General features: G+C 40.1%; 24 protein-coding genes and 1 other annotated feature. All 24 genes read left to right on the top strand.

The features are described from left to right. The first annotated feature begins 21 nt into the window (after positions 1–21). Positions 22–1,119, top strand: coding sequence for a PIN/TRAM domain-containing protein (locus KI363_RS16070; RefSeq protein ID WP_158323125.1), 1,098 nt, complete (start codon positions 22–24; stop codon positions 1,117–1,119). Between the two features lie 19 nt (positions 1,120–1,138). Continuing rightward, complete coding sequence (ispD, locus tag KI363_RS16065; RefSeq protein WP_158323126.1) at positions 1,139–1,822, top strand: 2-C-methyl-D-erythritol 4-phosphate cytidylyltransferase; 684 nt, start codon at positions 1,139–1,141, stop codon at positions 1,820–1,822. 32 nt (positions 1,823–1,854) lie between these two features. Continuing rightward, positions 1,855–2,334: a 2-C-methyl-D-erythritol 2,4-cyclodiphosphate synthase gene (gene ispF / locus KI363_RS16060; RefSeq protein ID WP_158323127.1), complete on the top strand. Its 480-nt coding sequence runs from the start codon at positions 1,855–1,857 to the stop codon at positions 2,332–2,334. A 101-nt stretch (positions 2,335–2,435) separates the two neighbouring features. Next, positions 2,436–3,893 carry a glutamate--tRNA ligase gene (gltX, locus tag KI363_RS16055; protein WP_158323128.1) on the top strand — a complete coding sequence of 486 codons (1,458 nt, stop codon included), beginning with the start codon at positions 2,436–2,438 and terminating at the stop codon, positions 3,891–3,893. 513 nt (positions 3,894–4,406) lie between these two features. Then, the gene (gene cysE / locus KI363_RS16050) at positions 4,407–5,093 is read left to right on the top strand and encodes a serine O-acetyltransferase (RefSeq protein ID WP_158323129.1); all 687 of its coding nucleotides are present in this window, start codon (positions 4,407–4,409) and stop codon (positions 5,091–5,093) included. Next, on the top strand, positions 5,074–6,471 hold the full coding sequence (gene cysS / locus KI363_RS16045; RefSeq protein WP_212966963.1) for a cysteine--tRNA ligase: 1,398 nt from the start codon (positions 5,074–5,076) through the stop codon (positions 6,469–6,471). Before cysE ends, cysS begins: the two co-directional genes overlap by 20 nt. 5 nt (positions 6,472–6,476) lie before the next feature. Beyond that, positions 6,477–6,881, top strand: a complete 405-nt coding sequence (locus KI363_RS16040) for a Mini-ribonuclease 3 (protein ID WP_246516908.1) — start codon at positions 6,477–6,479, stop codon at positions 6,879–6,881. A gap of 7 nt (positions 6,882–6,888) precedes the next feature. Then, positions 6,889–7,632: a 23S rRNA (guanosine(2251)-2'-O)-methyltransferase RlmB gene (rlmB, locus tag KI363_RS16035; protein ID WP_212966961.1), complete on the top strand. Its 744-nt coding sequence runs from the start codon at positions 6,889–6,891 to the stop codon at positions 7,630–7,632. A 3-nt stretch (positions 7,633–7,635) separates the two neighbouring features. Next, the gene (locus KI363_RS16030) at positions 7,636–8,145 is read left to right on the top strand and encodes an NYN domain-containing protein (protein WP_158323133.1); all 510 of its coding nucleotides are present in this window, start codon (positions 7,636–7,638) and stop codon (positions 8,143–8,145) included. Between the two features lie 42 nt (positions 8,146–8,187). Then, positions 8,188–8,865: an RNA polymerase sporulation sigma factor SigH gene (gene sigH, locus KI363_RS16025; RefSeq protein ID WP_158323177.1), complete on the top strand. Its 678-nt coding sequence runs from the start codon at positions 8,188–8,190 to the stop codon at positions 8,863–8,865. Positions 8,866–8,943: 78 nt separating this feature from the next. Beyond that, on the top strand, positions 8,944–9,093 hold the full coding sequence (gene rpmG, locus KI363_RS16020) for a 50S ribosomal protein L33 (protein WP_158323134.1): 150 nt from the start codon (positions 8,944–8,946) through the stop codon (positions 9,091–9,093). A gap of 267 nt (positions 9,094–9,360) precedes the next feature. Continuing rightward, positions 9,361–9,546, top strand: coding sequence for a preprotein translocase subunit SecE (gene secE / locus KI363_RS16015; protein WP_158323135.1), 186 nt, complete (start codon positions 9,361–9,363; stop codon positions 9,544–9,546). Positions 9,547–9,771: 225 nt separating this feature from the next. After that, positions 9,772–10,308, top strand: a complete 537-nt coding sequence (gene nusG, locus KI363_RS16010; protein ID WP_158323136.1) for a transcription termination/antitermination protein NusG — start codon at positions 9,772–9,774, stop codon at positions 10,306–10,308. 159 nt (positions 10,309–10,467) lie between these two features. After that, a complete protein-coding gene (gene rplK, locus KI363_RS16005; RefSeq protein WP_057985510.1) occupies positions 10,468–10,893 on the top strand; it encodes a 50S ribosomal protein L11 in 426 nt (141 codons plus the stop codon). 431 nt (positions 10,894–11,324) lie between these two features. Further along, positions 11,325–12,014 (top strand): 50S ribosomal protein L1, encoded by a 690-nt coding sequence (rplA, locus tag KI363_RS16000; protein ID WP_158323137.1) that lies wholly within the window; start codon positions 11,325–11,327, stop codon positions 12,012–12,014. A 51-nt stretch (positions 12,015–12,065) separates the two neighbouring features. Continuing rightward, positions 12,066–12,217 (top strand) — a sequence feature (ribosomal protein L10 leader region). A gap of 40 nt (positions 12,218–12,257) precedes the next feature. Next, positions 12,258–12,758 carry a 50S ribosomal protein L10 gene (gene rplJ / locus KI363_RS15995; RefSeq protein ID WP_212966960.1) on the top strand — a complete coding sequence of 167 codons (501 nt, stop codon included), beginning with the start codon at positions 12,258–12,260 and terminating at the stop codon, positions 12,756–12,758. A gap of 76 nt (positions 12,759–12,834) precedes the next feature. Next, entirely contained in the window at positions 12,835–13,200 is a 366-nt protein-coding gene (rplL, locus tag KI363_RS15990; RefSeq protein ID WP_057985517.1) for a 50S ribosomal protein L7/L12, read from the top strand. Positions 13,201–13,613: 413 nt separating this feature from the next. Then, positions 13,614–14,210, top strand: a complete 597-nt coding sequence (locus KI363_RS15985) for a class I SAM-dependent methyltransferase (RefSeq protein WP_212966959.1) — start codon at positions 13,614–13,616, stop codon at positions 14,208–14,210. A gap of 316 nt (positions 14,211–14,526) precedes the next feature. Next, positions 14,527–18,081, top strand: a complete 3,555-nt coding sequence (rpoB, locus tag KI363_RS15980; protein WP_212966958.1) for a DNA-directed RNA polymerase subunit beta — start codon at positions 14,527–14,529, stop codon at positions 18,079–18,081. Positions 18,082–18,136: 55 nt separating this feature from the next. Continuing rightward, positions 18,137–21,733 carry a DNA-directed RNA polymerase subunit beta' gene (gene rpoC / locus KI363_RS15975; protein ID WP_158323141.1) on the top strand — a complete coding sequence of 1,199 codons (3,597 nt, stop codon included), beginning with the start codon at positions 18,137–18,139 and terminating at the stop codon, positions 21,731–21,733. Between the two features lie 149 nt (positions 21,734–21,882). After that, positions 21,883–22,131: a 50S ribosomal protein L7ae-like protein gene (locus tag KI363_RS15970; protein ID WP_158323142.1), complete on the top strand. Its 249-nt coding sequence runs from the start codon at positions 21,883–21,885 to the stop codon at positions 22,129–22,131. Between the two features lie 100 nt (positions 22,132–22,231). After that, a complete protein-coding gene (gene rpsL, locus KI363_RS15965) occupies positions 22,232–22,651 on the top strand; it encodes a 30S ribosomal protein S12 (protein WP_158323143.1) in 420 nt (139 codons plus the stop codon). Positions 22,652–22,704: 53 nt separating this feature from the next. Further along, positions 22,705–23,175, top strand: coding sequence for a 30S ribosomal protein S7 (gene rpsG / locus KI363_RS15960; RefSeq protein ID WP_057985529.1), 471 nt, complete (start codon positions 22,705–22,707; stop codon positions 23,173–23,175). Between the two features lie 60 nt (positions 23,176–23,235). Next, positions 23,236–25,314, top strand: a complete 2,079-nt coding sequence (fusA, locus tag KI363_RS15955) for an elongation factor G (protein ID WP_158323144.1) — start codon at positions 23,236–23,238, stop codon at positions 25,312–25,314. The last annotated feature ends 47 nt before the right edge of the window (positions 25,315–25,361 follow it).

Here is a 25,361-nt window from a genome sequence, read left to right as displayed (position 1 = left end):
TGATTAAAAGGAGGTGAAAGTATGTTAAAGAGAATTGTGCAAGCCTGCATTTTACTGTTGGGCGGAACACTTGGAATTTTCCTATTACCTTTATTACTAAAATTGATCCATTTTGATCATGTCGTTATGATTAATAATCCGTATATAACGGCTTTACTGGGTGCTATTATTTTTTATCTTATTACTTTTTGGACGATCAATCCGATTGTGAATTTTGTAAAGCGAATTGAGGATATGCTTGTGAAGGCCCCGATCACGGATATTCTATTCGGAAGCCTTGGTCTCGGTTTTGGTTTATTGCTTGCCTTTTTAATGGGTCTAGCGATTAATCAGATGCAAATCCCGATTCTTGACACGTTTGTTCCGATTTTATTAACATTATTGCTTGGTTATCTCGGTTTTCAAGTTGGCTTTAAGAAACGCGATGAATTGACAAGCTTCTTCTCACAAAGTCGAGGAGGAAAAAAACGAGGAGAGGAAAATCAAGAAGCGAAAAAGGAACAACTCTCAAGTCGTATGAAAATTTTGGATACAAGTGTTATAATCGATGGAAGGATTGCTGATATTTGCCAAACAGGCTTTTTAGACGGTATTATTGTCATCCCGCTTTTTGTATTAGAAGAGTTACAACATATTGCGGACTCATCGGATTCTTTGAAACGTAATCGAGGAAGACGTGGTCTGGATATATTGAATCGAATCCAAAAAGAAGTAAATATCAATGTGGAAATGTATGAGGGAGACTTTGAAGATATCCAAGAAGTGGATAGTAAATTAGTTAAGCTTGCGAAACTCATAGACGGAACGGTTGTAACCAATGATTTTAACTTAAACAAAGTCTGTGAATTTCAAAATGTGAAGGTATTAAATATTAACGATTTAGCGAATGCGGTCAAGCCTGTTGTTCTCCCTGGTGAGGAATTAAATGTTCAGGTAATTAAAGACGGAAAAGAGTATAACCAAGGTGTCGCTTATTTAGATGATGGCACCATGATTGTTGTCGAAGAAGGTAGAAATTATATCGGCAAAAGAATAGATGTGATTGTTACAAGTGTCTTGCAAACTTCTGCAGGACGAATGATTTTTGCGAAACCGAAATTAATGGAGACGGCATTGTAAGACAGGGGATTTTAAAGCGATGAATTATCAAGTAATCATTCCGGCCGCCGGATTAGGAAAGAGAATGGGGGCTGGGATCAATAAACTTCTTCTAAAATTAGAAGATCGACCGATTATTTTGCATACACTAGACACTTTTATTCAAGATCCGGATTGTCAAAAAATCATAGTAGTGATCAATGAAAGTGACCAGCATTTCTTTGAAGATCATTTACAAAAACACCAGTGGGAAAAGATCACCCTCGCTAAAGGGGGAGAAGAGCGACAATATAGCGTTTTAAATGGTTTAGAAGTAGCTGATCCTGAAGGCGTCATACTTGTGCATGACGGCGCTCGCCCCTTTGTTCAAAAGGCTGTCATTGCCCAATTGGTACAAAGTGCGGTTCAAAGCGGAGCGGCTATAGCGGCCGTTCCGGTTAAAGATACGATTAAAAAAACGGAAGGTCTTCATGTGGTTGAAACTATTAATCGCTCTAGCTTGTGGCAAGTACAAACCCCACAAGCTTTTCGTTTTTCACTTCTATATCAAGCACATAAACAGGCTAAAAAGGATCAGTTCCTTGGTACAGACGACTCTTCCCTTGTGGAGCGGCTAGGGCATTCGGTGCAAATTGTTCAGAGTGATTATGATAATATTAAATTGACTACGCCAGAGGATCTATTCTTTGCCAAGGCAATTATGGAAAAACGACTTAAAATTTAAGGGATATTGTTGAATAGGGAGAGGGAGAAGACATGTTTAGAATTGGACAAGGATTTGACGTCCATCAATTTGCAGAGGATCGCCCGCTTATTATCGGAGGTATTACCATTCCGCATGAAAAAGGGCTGATAGGTCATTCAGATGCGGATGTTCTATTACATACGATAGCGGATGCGTGTTTAGGAGCAATTGGCGAAGGGGATATTGGTCATCATTTTCCTGATACAGACCCCGATTTTAAAGATGCTGATTCGGCAAAATTGTTGGAACAGGTATGGAAGTTTGTGACTGATCGTGGATATACCCTTGTTAATCTTGATTGTACCATTATGGCTCAAAAGCCAAAAATGGCTCCTCATATTAAGAAAATGAAAAAGCGGATTGCGCAATTGCTAGAAGCGAATGAAGAACAAATTAATGTAAAAGCTACTACAACAGAGAAACTTGGATTTGTTGGTAGAGAAGAAGGTGTCGCCTCTATGGCGGTTGTTCTCCTTCAAAAGCAATCATAATAGTAGTTATTCCTTTTTTATGAATATAGTTCAGACAGGAAAATGGATAAAAATAGTGTACAATAGAATTTGTGAATTTTAGTCTTTAGGAGGCATGCTGGATGTCAAGTGAAGTAAGAGTGCGTTATGCGCCAAGCCCGACAGGCCATTTACATATTGGGAATGCGCGTACAGCATTATTCAATTATTTATTTGCCCGAAATGCAGGTGGGAAATTTATTATACGAATTGAGGACACAGACCAGAAGCGAAATATTGCCGGCGGAGAAGAGAGTCAATTAGCTTATCTGAAATGGCTTGGTATAGATTGGGATGAAAGTATTGATAAAGGCGGCGATTTTGGACCTTATCGTCAGTCCGAGCGAAACCATATTTATAAAAAATATTACGAAGATCTTCTGAATCGTGGTTTAGCTTATAAATGTTATTGTACAGAAGATGAACTTGAAGCGGAAAGAGAAGCTCAATTGGCACGTGGGGAAATGCCACGTTATTCAGGGAAATGCGCACATTTAACCGAAGAAGACCAAAAGAAGCTTGAAGCGGAAGGAAGAAAGCCAAGCATCCGCTTTAGAGTTCCCGCGGGAAAAACATATACTTTTAAAGATATGGTAAAAGATGATGTTTCTTTTGATTCAGATGGAATTGGGGATTTTGTCATCGTAAAGAAAGATGGTATACCAACGTATAACTTCGCTGTTGCGATTGACGATCATCTTATGGAAATGACGCATGTGCTTCGAGGTGATGATCATATTTCCAATACACCGAAGCAGTTGATGATTTTTGAGGCATTCGATTGGACTCCTCCTATTTATGGGCATATGACATTGATTGTCAATGAGAGTCGCAAAAAATTAAGTAAACGGGATGAATCGATTATCCAGTTTATTGAACAATACGCAGATCTGGGTTATTTGCCTGAAGCTTTGTTTAACTTTATTACGCTCCTTGGCTGGTCTCCGCAAGGTGAGGAGGAAATCTTCTCAAAAGAAGAATTTATCGAGATATTTGATGCCCAGCGTTTATCCAAGTCTCCTGCTCTATTTGATAAGCAAAAGCTTCTTTGGATGAATAATCAATATATGAAAGAGTTAGATCTAGATAAAGTGGTGGAATTATCCCTGCCACATCTTGTGAAAGCTGGTTTAGTTCGCGAAGAAATGAGTGAAGAAGAGGAAAAGTGGGTACGGAGTTTAATCGGTTTGTACCAGGAGCAAATGAGTTATGGTGCAGAAATCGTAGAACTTTCACAAATGTTTTTCCAAGACGAAATCGAATATGATGAAGCAGCAAAAGCCGTCTTGGAAGAGGAACAAGTGCCGGAAGTATTAGCTTCTTTCAAGAATATTATCCAGGACCTCGAGCCATTTGCAGCTCCGGAAATTAAAAAAGCGATCAAGGCTGTTCAAAAGGAAACAGGGCATAAAGGGAAAAAATTATTTATGCCGATTCGAATTGCTGTATCAGGCCAATCTCATGGACCAGAACTACCGAATTCGATCGAATTACTTGGCAAGGAAAAAGTTATTCGCCGAATCGAGCGTTTGTTGGGTTAACAAAATGAATAAAATATAATATATTAAAGAATATAATCAAGAACGTTGATGAGGAAAAGTAAAAAAACGAAGCTGATCAGAGAAAACCACCATAGGCTGAGAGTGGTTGCAGCCTCTCGTTTTTTGAAAATGCCCCTCTGAGTCTTACGCTGAACGGAGTATTCTTACTAGGCCTAAGCGGTCCTCTTGTCGTTACCAAGATCAAGCCGGGATGTTTTTCCAGATCTAGCTCCAGCGCCTAGCCCCTCGAGGTCAAATAACCTGAGCCAATAAAAGTCAAAACCGGACTTTTCTTGACTCAGAACATTTGCTTGTCGGGGCTGGTCAAGGCGCTTGCGCTTTTCTTATTACATCCAAGCAGAGTGGAACCGCGCTAAGGCGTCTCTGATTGATTCAGGGGCGTCTTTTTTTGTTGTTAGGAAGTTAACTAGTTAACTGAACTTTAGGTTGGGATGTATGTCTTGATAAGGGTTTTAGAAAAAACAGGTTCACTTTAGAAAGGGGTCATCACGCATGTTCAAACATATGAAAGAAGATATTAAGACAGTGTTTGACCAAGATCCTGCGGCACGTAGCACATTCGAAGTTCTCTTGACATACTCAGGATTGCATGCGATTTGGGCTCATCGTCTTGCACATGCTTTGTATAAAAGAAAGTTGTTTTTTCTAGCAAGAATGATTTCGCAGGTTAGTCGCTTTTTTACAGGGATTGAGATTCACCCAGGTGCTGTCATTGGTCGCCGCTTCTTTATGGACCATGGCATGGGGATAGTCATTGGAGAAACATGTGAGATCGGTGATGATGTCATTGTCTATCAGGGTGTGACATTGGGAGGGACCGGAAAAGAAAAGGGAAAGCGGCACCCTACGCTTAAAAATAACACTTTAATTGCAGCGGGAGCAAAGGTATTGGGAAACATTGTCATTGGCGAAAATTCCAAAATTGGAGCGGGATCCGTTGTTTTAAAGAATGTACCTGCCAATTCTACCGTTGTAGGGATTCCAGGAAGGGTTGTTGTCCAAGATGGTATGCGGCTGAACCAAGATTTAAACCATTGTGATTTACCGGATCCGATGTTAGATAAAGTGACAGAAATGGAACGGGAAATAAAAAATTTGCAAGAAGAACTTACGCGTTTAAAAACGGAGGATTTAACCAATCGAAAGGAGTCTTCGGTACATGACCATTCAAATTTATAATACATTAACAAGAAAAAAGGAAACATTTCAACCGATCGAACCGGGAAAGGTTAAAATGTATGTCTGTGGTCCGACCGTTTATAATTATATTCATATCGGGAATGCAAGACCTGCTATTGTGTTTGATAGCGTCCGCCGCTACTTAGAATATAGAGGGTATGAAGTCCAATTTGTCTCAAATTTTACGGATGTGGATGATAAATTAATTAAAACAGCAAGAGAACTTGAATCCGATGTGCCTACAATTGCTGAAAAGTTTATCCAAGCTTATTTTGAGGATGTTTCAGCCCTTGGCTGTAAAGAAGCGGATATACATCCACGCGTTACGGAAAATATGGATGAAATTATCGAGTTTATCGATACATTGATACAAAAAGGCTATGCCTATGAATCCCAGGGAGATGTGTACTACCGGACAAGGAAATTTACTGATTACGGAAAACTTTCTCATCAGTCGATTGACGATTTAAAAGTAGGAGCTCGGATACAAGTAGGTGAGAAAAAGGAAGATGCTTTAGATTTTGCACTCTGGAAGGCAGCGAAAGAAGGAGAAATTGCTTGGGATAGCCCATGGGGGAGGGGAAGACCAGGTTGGCATATTGAATGTTCCGCAATGGCCAAAAAATACCTTGGAGATACGATTGATATTCATGCTGGTGGGCAAGATTTAGCCTTTCCTCATCATGAAAATGAAATTGCTCAATCTGAGGCATTGACGGGAGAACCGTTTGCCCATTACTGGATGCATAATGGTTATATCAATATCAATAATGAGAAAATGTCAAAATCACTGGGTAATTTTGTGTTAGTCCATGATATTCTCAAAAAGGTCGACCCACAGGTTCTCCGTTTCTTTATGCTATCTGTTCATTATCGCAATCCCATTAATTTCAATGATGAGCTCCTTGAAAATGCAGGAGTAGCACTCGGACGGTTGCGCACATCTTATCAGAACTTAAAGCATCGTTTGCAAGCAAGTGCTAATTTAGCTGATCATGATCAAGAGTGGCTACAAAAGATTAACCAACTCGTGAGCACGTTCGAAAAAGAAATGGATGATGACTTTAATACAGCTGACGGGATTGCCGTACTTTTTGAGTTAGCCAAACAAGGAAATCTATATTTACGGGAAGAGAACACATCTACTAAAGTGATTGAAGCATTTTTAAATACATTTGAAGAGCTTTTCTCTGTGCTCGGATTGAGAATCGAGCAAAATGAACTGCTTGACGAAGAAATAGACGAACTGATAGAACAAAGATTGGAAGCGAGGAAGAATCGAGATTTTGCTTTAGCTGATCAAATACGAGATCAACTAAAGGAAATGAACATCATTTTAGAGGATACCCGACAAGGTACAAGATGGAAAAGAGGATAACGGCAATGGAGCCAAATGTGAAGGACTTTCGACAATTGAATGGCTTAGCACTTGCCTATATGGGGGATGCCGTGTTTGAGGTTTATATTCGGCATCACCTCTTACAAAAAGGTAAAACAAAGCCACATAAGCTTCATATCGAAGCGACCCATTTCGTATCGGCCAAAGCGCAGGCCGCTATATTAAAACAACTGTTGGATGAAAACTTTTTAACGGAAGAAGAGTTAGCTGTCATGAGACGAGGGAGAAATGCAAAATCTGGAACGATACCCAAAAATACAGATGTGCAAACTTATCGACATAGTACAGCCTTCGAAGCTGTAATCGGCTGGGTTTATTTATCCAATGATCAAGAACGTTTAGATGAAATTATGGAAGAATCAATCCGGAAAATTGAAAAAGGGGAGTGAAACAAACATGAGTAAAGAGTGGATTGCCGGCAAAAACCCTGTTATAGAAGTTTTAAAATCGGAGAGAGGCATTCATAAAATTTGGATAGCTGAAGGTTCGCAAAAGGGCTCGATGCAGCTGATTATGAAGCTTGCGAAGGAACGGAATATATTGGTTCAATTTGTTCCGAAGCAGAAAATAGACCAATTAGTCAGTACAAATCATCAAGGAGTTGTAGCACAGGTTGCGGCCCACCAATATGCGGAACTAGATGACCTTTTCGAAATGGCTAGTAAGAGAGGAGAAGATCCATTTTTTCTTATTTTAGATGAACTGGAGGATCCTCATAATCTTGGTTCTATTTTACGTACAGCGGATGCGGCAGGGGTTCATGGTATTATTATTCCGAAACATCGTTCTGTAGGACTAACGGCTACTGTAGCCAAACTATCGACTGGAGCTATTGAATATGTACCCGTTGCAAGAGTAACCAACATCCCAAGAACGATCGATGAATTAAAAACGCGTGGTGTTTGGATTTTTGGAACGGAAGCAAAGGGTAGTGAGGATTATCGAAAAATGGATGCCACAATGCCTCTAGCATTAGTAATTGGGAATGAAGGAAAAGGGATGGGGCGATTAGTTCGGGATAAATGTGATTTTCTCATCCATTTGCCAATGATGGGACATGTCACTTCACTTAATGCATCCGTAGCGGCCTCTTTGTTGATGTATGAAGTGCTGCGGAAACGTTCGCCTATTGAGGGGTAGATTATGGATATCCTGATTGTAGATGGCTACAACATCATCGGTGCTTGGCCAGAATTAATCGAACTAAAGATGAAAGACCTTGCTTCAGCACGTGACCGCCTTATTGAAATTATGGCTGATTATCAAGGATTTACTGGGCAAAAGGTGATCATTGTCTTTGATGCCTATGAAGTAAAGGGGATTGAAAAAAGGTACCAAAACCATAAGGTAGAAGTCATCTTTACCAAAATAGAAGAAACAGCAGATGAAAGAATTGAAAAGTTAGCCATTGAATTAAGTAATAGACGCACGCAAATTTATGTTGCTACATCCGATTATACCGAACAATGGGCAATTTTCGGTCAAGGGGCATTAAGACTATCTGCTCGTGAGCTTTTAATAGAAGTTCAAGCTATTGATAAAAACATTGGTAAAAGCCTAAAAACCACAAGAGAAAAAGTGCCGGCCGCCAAAATTCCCTTAAGTACAGAAGTTGCTGAAATCTTTGAGAAATGGCGACGTGGTTTAAAATAAGGTTGACGTATGAAAATTCTGTTATGTATAATGATTCTATCGATGGATCTAAGGGTGGGGGATAGAGTGACCTCGAATATCAGGTTAGACAGCGGCATCAATTATGATTTATTGGAAGATGAAGAGTTGATCGAACTGATTCAAGAAGGAGAAAGTGAAGCACTGGATTACCTCATAAAAAAATACCGTAATTTTGTTAGGGCGAAGGCGAGGGCCTACTTTTTAATAGGTGCTGATCGCGAAGACATTGTACAAGAAGGCATGATCGGACTTTACAAAGCGATTCGTGATTTCAAAGAAGATAAATTGGCTTCTTTCAAAGCTTTTGCAGAGCTTTGCATCACAAGGCAAATTATTACGGCTATTAAGACAGCCACCCGTCAAAAACATATCCCGCTTAATTCTTATGTTTCTTTGGACAAGCCTATTTACGACGAAGAATCTGATCGAACATTAATGGATGTGATTTCAGGAGCAAAGATTTTGGATCCTGAAGAGCTTTTAATCAATCGGGAAAAGATTCATAATATAGAATCAAAAGTGATGGAATTATTAAGTGATTTAGAAAGAAAAGTATTAGCTCTCTATCTAGACGGTAGATCTTACCAAGAGATTTCCGAAGAGCTGGATCGCCACGTAAAATCAATTGATAACGCTTTACAAAGGGTGAAAAGAAAGCTAGAACGTTATCTGGAACTGCGAGAGTTCGGCGTTTGGTAATGGTGTTATATTGACAGATATCGACTTACGTGATATTTTTTAAAAGATATAAGAATGCCTAGAGAGCGGGTGTGAAATGTGAAAAATAAAGTCGCATTAGCCTGTGTAGATTGTGGATCACGTAATTATTCAACCGATAAAAGTACTAGAGCTACGACAGATCGCTTGGAATTGAAGAAATTTTGTAAGAACTGTCAAGCTCATACCATTCATAAAGAAACAAAATAACCATTTTCATATATTAGAGGATGTTCAAAAGTAAGGATCAAATGGATGAACAAAGGATAAACGGCTAAAGGCGCCACTTCCTGTGGAAACGCCGTTTTGACCAACATCCTGTTGGCCTAAATTCGCGACAACAATCGCTATGCCTTTGTGACCTGCGTCCTGCAGACCTCGGTAAAAATGATACTGTGAATCAGCGTAATTAGCCGCTGGGTCCTTTTTATCCTCCTTTTGAGCCCATATTATTAGTAAAATTTTGGAGGTACGATCATGTCAAGCGTAATGCAATTCTTTCGCAATGTTCGCTCAGAGATGAGGAAGGTCAGTTGGCCACGCCGAAAGGAATTAACTAGTTATACCATTACTGTTGTTACCACTGTTGCCTTGTTAGCACTATTCTTTGCTGGCGTAGATTATATCATTTCATATTTTATGCGTTTTATTATTGGAAATTAAAATAGATATTTAGTTATTTGTATAACTTTTATGAACTCATGTTATAATGGAATTATATATTACTTTTTTCAAGCCCGGTTCCCGGGTTTTTTGAGTTTAGTAAGAAATGCGAAAGCGTCTGTTCAGCGGCGTAAATTTGTTAGTCGTTATAGATAGGCACTATGAGAAGAGTATTTAAACGTAAGTTTTTAAGTGATAGGGAGGGAAGGACAGGCGTCCTAATCAATGGAAAAAAACTGGTATGTTGTCCATACGTATTCTGGCTACGAAAATAAAGTGAAAACAAATCTTGAAAAGCGCGTAGAGACGATGGGAATGGAAGATAAAATTTTTAGGGTGATCGTTCCTGAAGATGAAGAAACGGATATAAAGAATGGAAAAAAGAAAGTTGTAAAAAAGAAGGTCTTTCCAGGTTACGTATTAGTGGAAATTATTATGACAGATGATTCTTGGTATGTTGTTCGCAATACACCAGGTGTAACGGGATTTGTTGGTTCCTCAGGATCAGGCTCTAAGCCAACTCCTCTACTTCCCGAAGAAATCGATTTTATTCTAAAGCGTATGGGATTAGAAGACAAACATCTAGATGTTCATTTTGAAATTGGCGAAACGGTTACAGTGAAGGAAGGACCGTTTGCTAATTTCACAGGAAAAGTGGAAGATTTAGATGCAACAAAAGGAAAAGTAAAAGTTATGGTCAATATGTTCGGTCGAGAAACCCCTGTTGAACTCGACTTTGGACAAATTGATAAATTAAACTAACAACAACTTGAAATTACTCGTAAAAAGTGATAATATCTTTTAGGTCAATAGTATCTTTAATTTCTATTTGAAAGATGTTGATTATTGGCTATTTTTATAATGAGTGGGAGGGTGTAACAACCCCATTACCACATCACGGACTTTAAGGAGGTGCGTCTCGTGGCTAAAAAAGTAATCAAACTTGTAAAATTACAAATTCCTGCAGGTAAAGCGAATCCAGCTCCACCAGTAGGACCGGCACTCGGTCAAGCAGGTGTAAATATTATGGGATTCTGTAAAGAATTCAATGCTCGTACTGCAGATCAAGCAGGATTAATTATCCCTGTAGAAATCACAGTATTTGAGGATCGTTCCTTTACATTTATCACCAAAACTCCACCCGCTGCAGTTCTTCTAAAGAAAGCAGCTGGAATTGATTCAGGTTCTGGTGAACCTAACAAAAAAACAGTTGCTGTTGTTAAACGTGACAAAGTGCGCGAAATTGCAGAAACAAAAATGCCCGACCTAAATGCTGCCAGCGTTGAAGCTGCTATGCAAATGGTTGAAGGTACAGCACGTAGCATGGGTATCAAAATCGAAGACTGATCGATTTCCAGTGCATAAACAAGGTTACTGTAGAGGGAAGGCTGGGACCGTTCAGCCTTCCTTTATTGCTTAAAACCAAGCTGTATAGCAAGGTTTTACACTCTGTCTGTAAAAGACGGGATTCCTAGTGTGATGGTTATGACGCAACTATAACCATTAGCATTAGCGCTTTTCTTGATCTAGCTCCAGCACCTAGCGACTAGCAAATTTACGGTTTCTTCCTACGATAAGTCAACATCGATTCGCTTTTCAAGCTCATCGTGGTTCCTTTATCTTAGGCCACAGGATGTTGGTCAGAACAGCTTTGCGCCAGGACGGCGCGAATTTAGCTGTTCATCCTTCATCTGAAATTTGTACGTCGCTGGACAGGTGCTCGCGCTTTTCGACGTGGGAGGTCATTCCGCTAAAACCACATTACAGGAGGAAATAAAATGGCTAAAAAAGGCAAAAAATATATTGAAGCTTTAAAACAAATTGATCGTTCAAAATCTTACCCAATCGCAGAGGCAATTGAACTTGCGAAGAAGGTAAATTTCACTAAATTTGATGCAACCGTTGATGTATCTTTCCGTTTAGGAATTGATACGAAAAAAGCTGACCAACAAATTCGTGGCGCAGTTGTTCTACCTAATGGTACTGGTAAAACACAACGTGTACTTGTATTTGCGAAAGGTGAAAAAGCGAAGGAAGCAGAAGCTGCTGGTGCTGATTATGTTGGAGATGCAGAATACATCAATAAAATTAACCAAGGCTGGTTCGATTTTGATGTAGTAGTAGCAACTCCAGACATGATGGGGGAAGTTGGTAAACTAGGTCGTACTCTTGGACCTAAAGGTTTAATGCCGAACCCTAAAACAGGTACTGTTACATTTGATGTAGAAAAAGCTGTGAATGAAATCAAAGCAGGTAAAGTAGAATATCGTGCAGATAAAGCAGGTATTGTTCATGTACCGATCGGGAAAGCTTCTTTCGACGATGAAAAACTAGTTGAAAATTATAATACTATCCTTGATACATTAACAAAAGCAAAACCAGCTTCTTCAAAAGGTAAATACTTTAAAAATATTACCGTTTCTACAACAATGGGTCCTGGACTGCGCGTAGAATCCGCTTCTTTATAAAAAATATTGACTTACAGTGATATAATCTGTTAAGATATTAGCTGTTGAAAATATAATAATACATTTGTACCGTAGACAGCAGGTGCTAGTGTGAATTCATAACTAGCTTAATTTCCCGCCGAGGTTCTTGCGATAAAACTCAATTGTTTGAATTGAGAGCAAAAAACCTCCATGTCTATGTATGGAGGTTTTTTGCTTCATATATACGGGTATAAATGTCATTTTGAATTAGGAGGTGTAAGGATGAGCGCAATTATTGAACAAAAGAAACAACTTGTAGATGAAATTAAAGAGAAATTTCAATCTAGTGTTTCGACAGTTGTAGTTGATTACCGTGGTTTGACCGTAGGGCAAGTTACTGAACTTCGTAAACAACTTCGTGAAGCAGGAATTGAGTTTAAGGTTTATAAAAACACAATGACTCGTCGTGCAGCAGAAGCAGCTAACCTAGAAGGACTTGGTGATGCCCTTACAGGACCAAATGCGATTGCATTCAGTACGGAAGATGTTGTAGCTCCAGCGAAAATTCTTAACGAATTCGCGAAAAAGAATGAAGCACTAGAAATCAAAGCTGGAGTGATTGAAGGCAATATTGCCTCTGTTGAAGAAGTGAAGGCTCTTGCTGAACTTCCATCTCGCGAAGGTTTGCTTTCTATGTTGCTTAGTGTTCTTCAAGCGCCAATGCGTAATTTGGCTCTTGCTACAAAAGCAGTTGCTGATCAAAAAGAAGAACAAGGTGCTTAATCGGTAAATGAGCAATGCAAGGTTATAACGGAAACGTATAGATTATTAAAAAACAATAAATGGAGGAAAATAAATCATGACAAAAGAACAAATCATCGATGCTGTCAAAGAAATGACAGTTCTTGAACTAAACGATCTTGTTAAAGCAATTGAAGAAGAATTTGGTGTAACAGCTGCAGCTCCTGTAGCGGTAGCTGGTGGTGCTGCTGGTGGCGAAGCTGCTGCAGAACAAACTGAATTTGACGTAATCCTTGCTGGTGCAGGTGGTCAAAAAATTAAAGTTATTAAAGTTGTACGTGAAGTAACAGGTCTTGGCTTGAAAGAAGCAAAAGAACTTGTTGATAACGCTCCTAAGCCAATCAAAGAAGGTGCTTCTAAAGAGGAAGCGGAAGAAATCAAAGGTAAACTTGAAGAGGTTGGAGCAGAAGTCGAAGTTAAGTAAGAATCTGCTGGGGATGTTCAAAAAGTCCGGTAAAAATGACACTTCGAATTTCTTCGTTGGCTTGTTTCTGTGCTGCTCATGTATCTGGATAAAGGTTCTTCTGCTAAAGCCGCCCACGTCCTGTGGGCAACGCAGAAGTCAGTACATCCTGTACAAGTCTGCTGCTCGAAACTGCGCCGCCTCGAACTTCTTGGTCCTTTTTATCCTCCTTTTTGAATACTTACCTAAATAAAAAGCTCGCTGTTTAATGGCGAGCTTTTTTGCCTAAGCTTTTCTTTGAGGGGATAACGTTAGCTAGAATATGATGTTTCGAACACCATACTTCTTGATTCCATCTAAGTAAACCTATTGTTATAGAGGAAAGTCTTGTTATGTATCATCAACTATTAGGTTTAAAAAGGAGGCTGCGGTGATTGGTGGATCATTATTATTCACGGCAACCAGAAATTGCGAGTAATCCAATTTACTGGGATGCGACCTTGCGGGATCATTTATTGCATTTTAAAACGGACCAAGGGGTCTTTTCAAAAAAAGAAGTTGATTTTGGATCGCGGTTCTTAATCGAAGCTTTTCAAGCGCCGAACGAAGGAACGATTTTAGATGTCGGTTGTGGCTATGGACCGATTGGGCTCACCTTAGCAAAAGAATACCCAGATCGACTGATTCACATGGTAGATATTAATCAAAGGGCACTTGAATTGGCGAAAGAAAATGCTGAAATCAATCGGGTCCATAACGTTAATATCTATGAAAGTGATGGGCTTTTAAATGTAAAGGAAGGGAATTTCTCGGCGATTGTAACCAATCCGCCAATCCGCGCAGGCAAACAGATTGTCCATCGAATGTTTGAACAGAGTTTTCAACATTTAAAGGCAGACGGTGAACTTTGGGTTGTCATTCAGAAAAAGCAGGGGGCACCATCTGCAAAAGCCAAATTGGAGGAGTTATTCCGCCATGTGGAAATCCTGGCAAAAAGAAAAGGCTACTATATTTTGAAAGCAAGAAAATGATTGACCTTCAGGAACTTTTGTGGTAACGTTGTATAATGCTAATATAGTGTTTTCTAATTTATTGCCTAAATAATGAATAGAAGTATGGATTTGGGCAAAGTTGGAAAAGATTATAAAATAATAGTTCGTAATATGAAAAATGTGGTTTTCAAAGCAAAACCCTTTTTCTTTTTGTCTAAGGATATTGCATTTTTTCTGGAATCACTTGAGAAAATGTCGCTATGAATGAGTGTTCAAAAAGGAGGGTAAAAAGGACCGTTTTTACCGGACATTTTGAACAACCTATTAAAATGCACTATTTTGAGGGGTGAATCAGTTGACAGGTCAACTAGTTCAGTACGGACGGCACCGCCAGCGTAGGAGCTTTGCTCGTATTAGTGAAGTATTGGAGCTGCCGAACCTTATCGAAATCCAAACTTCTTCTTATCAATGGTTTCTTGATGAGGGTTTAAAGGAAATGTTCCAAGATATTTCTCCAATTGAGGATTTTGCCGGAAATCTATCATTGGAATTTATTGATTACAGTTTAGGTGATCCCAAGTATTCTGTTGAAGAGTCAAAAGAGCGAGATGCAACATACTCTGCTCCGCTTCGAGTAAAATTACGTCTAGTGAATAAGGAAACAGGGGAAGTAAAAGATCAAGATGTTTTTATGGGAGATTTTCCATTGATGACAGAAATGGGCACATTTATTATTAATGGGGCTGAACGTGTCATCGTATCACAATTAGTACGCTCACCAAGTGTTTACTATAGTGGGAAACTTGATAAAAATGGTAAAAAGGGATTTACCGCTACTGTTATCCCAAACAGAGGGGCTTGGCTAGAATATGAAACAGATGCGAAGGACGTTGTATACGTCCGCATCGATCGCACGAGAAAATTGCCTGTAACAGTGCTGTTACGTGCACTTGGTTTTGGCTCTGATCAAGAAATCATCGATTTAATTGGTGATAACGAATATCTTAGAAATACATTAGAAAAAGATAATACAGAAAGTATTGAGAAAGCTTTATTAGAAATATATGAGCGTCTTCGTCCTGGAGAGCCTCCAACTGTCGAGAATGCACGTAATTTGCTAATATCGCGTTTCTTTGATCCAAAACGTTATGACCTAGCAAACGTTGGTCGTTACAAAATAAATAAAAAGTTGCATATTAAGAACCGTCTGTTCGGTCAAAGACTAGCAGAATCATTGGCTGATCCCGAAACAGGCGAAATCATCGCGGAAAAAGGTACAGTGTTAGATCGTCGGACTTTAGATAAAATTCTTCCAAGTCTTGAAAATGGAGCAGGATTTAAGACTTACAGCCAACAATCTGGTGTTTTAGATGAAGATATTGTTGTACAGTCGATCAAAATTTATGCACCTAATGAAGAGGATGATAAAGTCATTAAAGTAATTGGAAATGCTTATGTGGAAGAAGAGGTTAAAAACATTACACCTGCTGATATTATTTCTTCCATTAGTTATTTCTTTGACTTGTTATATGATGTTGGAAATACAGATGATATTGATCATTTAGGAAATCGTCGTCTTCGCTCTGTAGGGGAATTGCTGCAAAACCAATTTAGAATTGGGCTTTCCCGAATGGAAAGAGTCGTAAAAGAACGTATGTCCATTCAAGATGTGAATACAATCACTCCACAACAATTAATTAATATTCGTCCTGTGATCGCATCTATAAAAGAATTCTTTGGAAGCTCCCAGCTTTCTCAGTTTATGGACCAAACCAATCCACTTGCTGAATTAACGCATAAGCGTCGTTTATCAGCACTAGGACCTGGTGGTTTAACCCGTGAAAGAGCGGGAATGGAAGTGCGTGACGTTCACTACTCTCACTATGGACGTATGTGTCCAATTGAAACACCAGAGGGTCCAAATATTGGGTTAATTAACTCTTTATCAACATTCGCAAAGGTGAATCGATTTGGTTTTATCGAAACACCATATCGTCGAGTTGATCCTGAGACAGGGTTGCTCACAGATCAAATCGATTATTTGACTGCTGATGAAGAAGATAATTATGTCGTTGCACAAGCCAATGCCCCACTTTCTGATGAAGGTGCGTTTATAAATGATGAGGTTATTGCTCGTTTCCGTGGTGAAAACACAGTAGTGAGGAAAGAACGCATCGACTATATGGATGTCTCACCAAAACAAGTTGTTTCTGCTGCTACTGCTTGTATACCATTCCTTGAGAATGATGACTCAAACCGTGCTTTGATGGGAGCGAACATGCAACGGCAAGCTGTACCGCTTATGAAACCTGAAGCACCTCTAGTTGGAACTGGAATGGAGTATGTCTCCGCTAAAGACTCTGGAGCTGCGGTAATTTGTAAGCATGATGGAATTGTTGAACATGTTGAAGCCCGTGAAGTTTGGGTTCGAAATACACAGGTAGTGGACGGACAAGAAGTAAAAGGTGACTTGCGTAAATATCGGATGCAGAAGTTTATTCGTTCTAACCAAGGAACCTGCTATAATCAACGGCCAATCGTTAGTGTCGGCGACCGCGTCACGAAAGGAGAAATCCTCGGTGATGGTCCTTCCATGGATCTAGGTGAACTGGCTCTTGGACGAAATGTGCTTGTTGCCTTCATGACTTGGGAAGGTTACAACTATGAAGATGCGATCATCATGAGTGAACGCTTAGTAAAAGATGATGTTTATACATCTATTCACATAGAAGAGTATGAATCAGAAGCGCGTGATACAAAGCTTGGACCTGAAGAAATGACACGTGATATCCCGAATGTTGGCGAAGATGCTCTACGCAATTTGGATGAACGAGGCATTATCAGAGTTGGAGCAGAAGTAAAAGACGGTGATCTGCTTGTAGGAAAAGTAACACCGAAAGGCGTTACTGAACTTACAGCTGAAGAAAGATTATTGCATGCTATTTTCGGTGAAAAGGCACGTGAAGTTCGAGATACTTCTCTACGTGTTCCCCATGGGGGAGAAGGGATTGTCCTTGATGTGAAAATTTTCAACCGTGAAGATGGAGATGAACTACCACCAGGTGTGAATCAGCTTGTTCGTGTGTATATTGTCCAAAAACGGAAGATTTCCGAAGGGGACAAGATGGCTGGACGACATGGTAACAAAGGGGTAATTTCTCGTATTCTTCCGGAAGAAGATATGCCTTATATGCCAGACGGTACTCCTGTCGATGTCATGTTGAACCCATTAGGTGTTCCTTCCCGTATGAACATTGGTCAAGTTCTAGAATTGCATCTTGGAATGGCTGCAAGAGGACTTAAGCTTCATATGGCTTCACCTGTTTTTGATGGAGCGACGGAGGAAGATGTTTGGGATACAATTGAAGAAGCAGGAATGGCGAGAGACGCTAAGACAGTCCTGTACGATGGTCGAACAGGTGAACCATTCGATAATAGGGTATCTGTCGGAGTCATGTACATGATCAAATTGGCTCACATGGTTGACGATAAATTGCATGCGCGTTCCACTGGTCCCTATTCACTTGTCACACAGCAACCGCTTGGTGGTAAAGCCCAATTTGGTGGCCAAAGGTTTGGTGAGATGGAAGTGTGGGCACTAGAAGCCTATGGGGCAGCTTATACACTTCAAGAGATATTGACTGTTAAATCGGATGATGTTGTCGGTCGTGTGAAAACTTATGAAGCCATTGTCAAAGGTGATAATGTTCCTGATCCTGGTGTACCAGAATCATTTAAAGTCCTCATTAAGGAGCTTCAGAGCTTAGGTATGGATGTGAAAATCCTATCTGGTGATGAAGAGGAGATTGAGATGCGTGATTTAGACGATGAAGAAGATACACAACAAGCTGACACATTAAATATTGCGCCAGATACAAATGTAGAAGAAACTGCAGGATCAAGAGAATAATTTCTATGTTAGCAAAAAGGGTAAAAACCTGTAGACGAAAAGGGAGGTAGGCCCCTTGCTGGATGTTAATAATTTTGAGTATATGAAAATAGGCCTTGCTTCACCGGACAAAATCCGTTCTTGGTCATACGGAGAAGTCAAGAAACCAGAAACGATTAATTATCGTACATTAAAGCCTGAAAAAGACGGTTTATTTTGCGAAAGAATTTTTGGACCTTCTAAAGATTGGGAATGTCATTGCGGAAAATATAAACGTGTTCGTTACAAGGGTGTTGTTTGTGATCGCTGTGGCGTAGAAGTAACGCGTACGAAAGTACGAAGAGAAAGAATGGGCCATATTGAATTAGCGGCACCTGTTTCTCATATTTGGTACTTTAAAGGAATACCAAGCAGGATGGGACTTGTTTTAGACATGTCCCCTCGTGCCCTTGAAGAAATTATTTATTTTGCCTCCTACGTTGTAACGGATGTAGGAGAAACAACACTAGATAAAAAACAACTTTTGTCTGAAAAGGAATATCGTTTATACCGCGAAAAATACGGCACGAAATTTCAAGCTTCCATGGGAGCAGAAGCTATTAAAAAGCTTCTTCAAGATATTGACTTAGAAAAGGAAGTAGACCACCTGAAGGAAGAATTAAAGACTGCACAAGGACAACGCCGTACTCGTGCTATTAAACGCCTTGAGGTTCTAGAAGCATTCCGTCATTCTGGAAACAATCCTGACTGGATGATTTTAGATGTTCTTCCTGTCATTCCACCAGAATTACGTCCAATGGTTCAATTAGAAGGCGGACGCTTTGCTACTTCTGATTTAAACGATCTGTATCGTCGGGTCATTAACCGTAATAATCGACTAAAAAGATTATTAGACCTTGGAGCACCAAGTATTATTGTTCAAAACGAGAAACGTATGCTTCAAGAAGCTGTTGATGCTTTGATTGATAATGGAAGAAGAGGAAGACCTGTTACAGGACCTGGAAATCGACCATTAAAATCTTTGTCTCATATGCTAAAAGGGAAGCAAGGGCGTTTTCGTCAAAACTTGCTTGGAAAACGGGTTGATTATTCAGGACGTTCTGTTATCGTGGTTGGTCCACATTTAAAAATGTATCAATGTGGATTACCAAAAGAAATGGCGCTAGAGTTATTTAAGCCATTTGTCATGAAGGAACTGGTCGAAAAGAACCTTGCCCATAATATCAAGAGTGCTAAAAGGAAGATCGAACGTGTTCATCCAGAAGTTTGGGATGTCTTAGAAGATGTCATCCGTGAGCATCCTGTTCTATTGAACCGGGCACCGACTCTTCATAGACTTGGAATTCAAGCATTTGAACCGACTCTCGTTGAGGGGAGAGCCATTCGTTTGCACCCACTCGTTTGTACTGCGTATAATGCAGACTTTGACGGTGACCAAATGGCCGTTCACGTTCCTTTATCTGCTGAAGCGCAAGCTGAGGCACGTATCTTAATGTTAGCAGCCCAAAATATCCTAAATCCTAGGGATGGAAAGCCAGTTGTTACACCTTCTCAGGATATGGTACTTGGTAACTATTATCTAACATTAGAACGTGAAAATGCTGATGGTGAAGGAATGGTCTTTAAGGACACAAATGAGGCTTTACTTGCCTATCAAACTGGGTATGTACATTTACATTCACGTATTGCGATTCATGCCAACTCATTAGTAAACGAAACTTTTACGGATGAACAAAGGAAAAAATTACTTATCACTACGGTAGGTAAGATTATTTTCAACGAAATTCTTCCACCATCGTTTCCGTTTATTAATGAACCAACAGATGAAAATCTTGTTAACAATACACCTGATCGCTACTTTATTGATACGACTGAAGATGTAAAAGCGCATATTAAGAAACAACCGCTTGTTCTTCCATTTAAGAAAAAGATATTAGGGAATATTATTTCTGAAATATTCAAGAGATTCCAAGTGACGGAAACATCCAAAATGTTAGACCGTATGAAGAATCTTGGTTTCAAATATTCCACTAAAGCGGGTATAACAGTGGGTGTTGCAGATATCGTTGTACTTGCCGAGAAGGAAGTTATTTTGCAAGAAGCGCAAACAAAAGTAGATAACGTTATGAAACAGTTCAGACGCGGTCTGATTACAGAAGAAGAACGTTATGATCGTGTGATTTCAATCTGGAGTGCGGCGAAGGATACGATTCAAGATAAATTGATGGGCTCTTTAGAACGATTAAATCCTATCTTTATGATGAGTGATTCGGGTGCAAGGGGTAATGCTTCCAACTTTACACAGCTAGCAGGTATGCGCGGGTTGATGGCTAACCCAGCTGGTAGAATTATTGAGTTACCGATCAAATCAAGCTTCCGTGAAGGACTAACTGTACTAGAATACTTTATTTCCACTCACGGAGCGCGTAAAGGTCTAGCTGATACAGCCTTGAAAACAGCTGACTCAGGTTACTTAACGCGTCGTCTTGTAGATGTGGCGCAAGATGTCATTATTCGCGAAGATGATTGTGGTACAGACCGTGGTCTTCGTGTTGCGGCGTTGAAAGACGGCACTGAAGTAATTGAGACGCTTGAAGAACGTTTGATTGGACGTTTTGCAAGAAGCAAAATTGTTCATCCGGAAACAGGAGAAGTCCTTGCGCACGAGAACGAATTAATTAACGAAGATATGGCAAAAGAAATCGAAAATGCGGGCGTTGAAGAAGCATGGATTCGTTCTGCCTTTACATGTAATACTCGTCATGGCGTTTGTAAAAAATGTTATGGCCGTAACCTTGCCACTGGATCGATTGTGGATGTTGGGGAAGCTGTCGGCATCATAGCGGCACAATCTATCGGGGAGCCAGGTACTCAATTAACAATGAGAACCTTCCACACTGGTGGTGTTGCAGGTGACGATATTACCCAAGGTCTTCCACGTATCCAAGAACTATTTGAAGCCCGTAATCCTAAGGGACAATCGATCATTACTGAAATTGGCGGTGTCGTAACCTCTATTTCAGAGGGCCGTGACCGTCAGTTGGAGATTGTGATCCAAGGAAAAATTGAAACTCGGACATACAATGCACCTTACACATCTCGCCTTAAAGTGGCGGTAAATGATGAAGTGAAACGAGGCCAGGAGCTCACAGAAGGTTCAGTGGATCCTAAAGAACTTCTACGAATTCTCGATGTAACGGCCGTTCAAGAATACTTGCTGCGTGAAGTTCAGAAGGTCTACCGTATGCAAGGGGTAGAAATTGGAGATAAGCACGTAGAAGTAATGGTTCGTCAAATGCTTAGAAAAGTTAGAGTGACAGATGCTGGGCATACGGATGTATTACCAGGAACACTTCTTGATATTCATCAGTTTACAGAAGCGAATAAGAAGACGCTTATGGAAGGAAATCAACCTGCAATCGGGCGTCCGGTCTTACTTGGTATCACGAAAGCCTCTTTGGAGACAGACTCATTCCTGTCTGCTGCTTCCTTCCAAGAAACGACTCGCGTTCTTACGGATGCAGCCATTAAAGGTAAGACAGATGAACTTCTTGGTTTGAAGGAAAATGTTATTATTGGTAAGTTAGTTCCTGCTGGAACAGGAATGCAACGTTATCGTAAGATTGCCGTTGCAGCACGTTCAGAAGAAGAACAACTCGAATCAGTAGAATAACTAGATCTAAATGGGTGACCCGTCGAGATCGCCTCGGCGGGAACACTTTTTACGATATTTTTATCAATTGTTATTGACAATGAAAATAGCAAATGATACTATATTCAAGGTGAACTTACATTAACCTGTTACTTTGGAGGATTTGCCAATTGTCTTATGAAAAAGTTTCACAGGCTGACAATGTAATCATTGGAACAAAACAGACAGTGAGAGCTCTTAAATCAGGGCTTGTCCTAGAGGTTCTACTCGCCTCGGATGCAGAGACGCGAATTATCCATCCTATTATTCAGGCTGCAGAAGAAGCGAACGTACCTATTACTATGGTTGACTCAATGAGAGACCTTGGTAAAGCGTGCGGTATAGAAGTTGGAGCTACAGCTGCTGCAATCTTAATTTAAGATGTTTTTGCAGATGATGAACTGCAAAAACTTGTTTTTTGCTTCAAAAAGAACCACCTGGATGTGTGGGCTTAACAAACTATGAAAGGAGGAACCATCAATGCCTACAATTAACCAATTAGTACGTAAACGCAGAAAGTCAAAGGAAACGACTTCTGACTCACCGGCTCTTAATAAAGGCTATAACAGTTTTAAGAAAATCAATACAGATTTATCTTCACCACAAAAACGTGGTGTATGTACACGTGTAGGTACTATGACACCGAAAAAACCAAACTCAGCACTACGTAAATATGCTCGTGTGCGTCTTACAAATGGAATCGAGGTAACAGCTTATATTCCAGGAATCGGACATAACCTACAAGAACACAGTGTTGTTCTTATCCGTGGTGGACGTGTAAAAGACTTACCGGGTGTTCGTTACCATATCGTTCGTGGGGCTTTAGATACTGCTGGTGTTGAAAACCGTGCTCAAAGCCGTTCAAAATATGGAACAAAGAAACCTAAAGCTAAAAAGTAATAAAGATAAGCCAATTAGAGCGATGAATGAAGTAATTGAAAGGAGGAAACAATATGCCACGTAAAGGACCTGTAGCAAAAAGAGATGTATTGCCAGATCCGCTCCACAACTCAAAGCTTGTCACTCGTTTAGTGAACAAGTTAATGGTTGATGGTAAGAAAGGAAAGGCGCAAAGTATTCTCTACTCTGCTTTTGACCTTATTCAAGAACGTACAGGCAAAGATCCAATGGAAGTATTTGATCAAGCCTTGAAAAATATCATGCCCGTTTTAGAAGTTAGAGCTCGCCGTGTAGGTGGTGCTAACTACCAAGTGCCAGTTGAAGTTCGCCCAGAACGCCGTTCAACTCTTGGACTACGTTGGTTAGTGAACTATGCTCGTCTTCGTGGAGAAAAAACGATGGAAGAGCGTTTGGCTAACGAAATCATGGATGCAGCTAATAATACTGGAGCTTCTGTGAAAAAACGTGAAGAAACTCATAAAATGGCAGAAGCAAATAAAGCATTTGCTCACTACCGTTGGTAAGATAAACCAACTATTATATATAATAGTAAAACTAATCATCCTAGGAAGGAGAAATACGAAATGCCTAGAGACTTCTCCTTAGAAAAGACACGTAATATAGGGATTATGGCTCATATTGATGCCGGTAAAACAACCACAACAGAGCGTATTCTTTTCTATACAGGGCGCATTCACAAAATTGGTGAAACACATGAAGGTGCTTCACAAATGGACTGGATGGAGCAAGAGCAAGAACGCGGTATTACGATTACATCTGCTGCAACAACTGCACAATGGAAAGGGCATCGCGTGAACATCATTGACACTCCTGGACACGTAGACTTTACCGTTGAAGTTGAACGTTCACTAAGAGTACTTGATGGTGCGGTGACTGTTCTTGATGCTCAGTCTGGTGTTGAACCACAAACTGAAACAGTTTGGCGCCAAGCAACAACGTATGGTGTACCACGTATTGTTTTTGTTAATAAAATGGATAAGATCGGTGCTGACTTCCTTTACTCAGTTAGTACGATTCGTGATCGTCTACAAGCTAATGCTCATCCGATTCAATTGCCTATCGGCGCGGAAGATGCTTTTAAAGGTATGATTGATCTTGTCGAAATGAAAGCTTGGTATTATGAAAGTGATGATCCACAAGATCCAATCGAGGGAGAGATTCCTGCAGACCTTCAAGAGCAAGCAGAAGAGTTGCGTACTAGCTTAATTGAAGCTGTTGCAGAACTTGATGAAGATCTTATGATGAAATATCTCGAAGGTGAAGAAATCTCCGTTGAGGAATTAAAAGCTGCGATCCGTGTAGCAACATTAAAGGTAGAATTCTACCCTGTGCTTTGCGGTACGGCCTTTAAAAACAAAGGTGTTCAAAAGGTATTGGATGCCGTTGTTGATTATCTACCTGCACCAACGGATATTGAGTCGATTAAAGGTATTGTACCCGATACTGGTGAAGAAATTGCTCGCCATGCGGATGATAGTGAACCATTCTCGGCACTAGCATTTAAAGTAATGACAGACCCATATGTTGGTCGACTTACATTCTTCCGTGTATATTCTGGGCAATTAAACTCTGGATCTTATGTCCAAAACTCAACAAAAGGCAAACGTGAGCGGGTTGGACGTATCCTTTTGATGCACGCTAACCACCGTGAAGAAATCAACACTGTTTATAGTGGAGACATTGCAGCGGCTGTTGGGTTGAAAGATACGGCAACTGGGGATACTCTATGTGATGAAAAGGAACTTGTTATTCTTGAATCAATGGAATTCCCAGAACCAGTTATTAGTGTTGCTGTTGAGCCTAAATCAAAGGCTGACCAAGACAAAATGAGTACGGCACTTGCTAAATTGCAAGAGGAAGATCCAACATTCCGTGCGGAAACAAATCCTGAAACAGGTCAAGTTGTCATTTCTGGAATGGGTGAGCTTCACTTAGATGTTCTTGTTGACCGTATGAAGCGTGAATTTAAGGTTGAGGCTAATGTGGGTGCTCCGCAAGTTTCTTACCGTGAAACATTCCGCACAAGTGCACAAGTTGAAGGGAAGTTTATCCGTCAATCTGGTGGACGTGGTCAATTTGGTCATGTATGGATTGAGTTCAGTCCGAATGAAGAAGGCAAGGGCTTTGAGTTTGAAAACGCGATTGTCGGTGGGGTAGTTCCTCGTGAGTATATTCCTGCTGTTCAAGCGGGTCTTGAAGATGCAATGGATAATGGTGTAATTGCTGGTTATCCTTTGATTGACATTAAAGCAAAACTTTATGATGGGTCTTATCATGATGTTGACTCAAGTGAAATGGCGTTTAAGATTGCTGCTTCTATGGCTTTAAGAAATGCAGCAGCGAAATGTGATCCAGTTTTGCTTGAACCACTTATGAAAGTAGAAGTTGTCATCCCGGAAGAATATCTTGGTGATATCATGGGAGATATTACTTCTCGTCGTGGTCGCGTTGAAGGAATGGAAGCACGTGGAAATGCACAGGTAGTTAAGGCCTTTGTTCCACTTTCAGAGATGTTTGGTTATGCAACATCCCTTCGTTCTAATACGCAAGGTCGTGGTGTTTACACAATGTTCTTTGATCACTATGAAGAGGTGCCAAAATCCATTGCTGAAGAAATCACGAAAAAAAATAACGGCGAATAATTGATTTTATTTGCACAATCAAGTATAACTACTAATAGATATGCATA

It is taken from the genome of Lederbergia ruris (genome assembly GCF_018332955.1).
In the GTDB taxonomy this organism is placed as follows: Bacteria; Bacillota; Bacilli; order Bacillales; family Bacillaceae_C; genus Lederbergia; species Lederbergia ruris.
The sequence above is the reverse complement of the archived record's forward strand: the minus strand, read 5'-3'. Positions and strand labels throughout refer to the sequence as shown.

Coding starts and splice junctions, on each gene's coding strand:
- KI363_RS16070 (WP_158323125.1), top strand. CDS start 22: ATGTTAAAGAGAATTGTGCAAGCCTGCATTTTACTGTTGGGCGGAACA.
- ispD (WP_158323126.1), top strand. CDS start 1,139: ATGAATTATCAAGTAATCATTCCGGCCGCCGGATTAGGAAAGAGAATG.
- ispF (WP_158323127.1), top strand. CDS start 1,855: ATGTTTAGAATTGGACAAGGATTTGACGTCCATCAATTTGCAGAGGAT.
- gltX (WP_158323128.1), top strand. CDS start 2,436: ATGTCAAGTGAAGTAAGAGTGCGTTATGCGCCAAGCCCGACAGGCCAT.
- cysE (WP_158323129.1), top strand. CDS start 4,407: ATGTTCAAACATATGAAAGAAGATATTAAGACAGTGTTTGACCAAGAT.
- cysS (WP_212966963.1), top strand. CDS start 5,074: ATGACCATTCAAATTTATAATACATTAACAAGAAAAAAGGAAACATTT.
- KI363_RS16040 (WP_246516908.1), top strand. CDS start 6,477: ATGGAGCCAAATGTGAAGGACTTTCGACAATTGAATGGCTTAGCACTT.
- rlmB (WP_212966961.1), top strand. CDS start 6,889: ATGAGTAAAGAGTGGATTGCCGGCAAAAACCCTGTTATAGAAGTTTTA.
- KI363_RS16030 (WP_158323133.1), top strand. CDS start 7,636: ATGGATATCCTGATTGTAGATGGCTACAACATCATCGGTGCTTGGCCA.
- sigH (WP_158323177.1), top strand. CDS start 8,188: ATGGATCTAAGGGTGGGGGATAGAGTGACCTCGAATATCAGGTTAGAC.
- secE (WP_158323135.1), top strand. CDS start 9,361: ATGTCAAGCGTAATGCAATTCTTTCGCAATGTTCGCTCAGAGATGAGG.
- nusG (WP_158323136.1), top strand. CDS start 9,772: ATGGAAAAAAACTGGTATGTTGTCCATACGTATTCTGGCTACGAAAAT.
- rplA (WP_158323137.1), top strand. CDS start 11,325: ATGGCTAAAAAAGGCAAAAAATATATTGAAGCTTTAAAACAAATTGAT.
- rplJ (WP_212966960.1), top strand. CDS start 12,258: ATGAGCGCAATTATTGAACAAAAGAAACAACTTGTAGATGAAATTAAA.
- rplL (WP_057985517.1), top strand. CDS start 12,835: ATGACAAAAGAACAAATCATCGATGCTGTCAAAGAAATGACAGTTCTT.
- rpsL (WP_158323143.1), top strand. CDS start 22,232: ATGCCTACAATTAACCAATTAGTACGTAAACGCAGAAAGTCAAAGGAA.
- rpsG (WP_057985529.1), top strand. CDS start 22,705: ATGCCACGTAAAGGACCTGTAGCAAAAAGAGATGTATTGCCAGATCCG.
- fusA (WP_158323144.1), top strand. CDS start 23,236: ATGCCTAGAGACTTCTCCTTAGAAAAGACACGTAATATAGGGATTATG.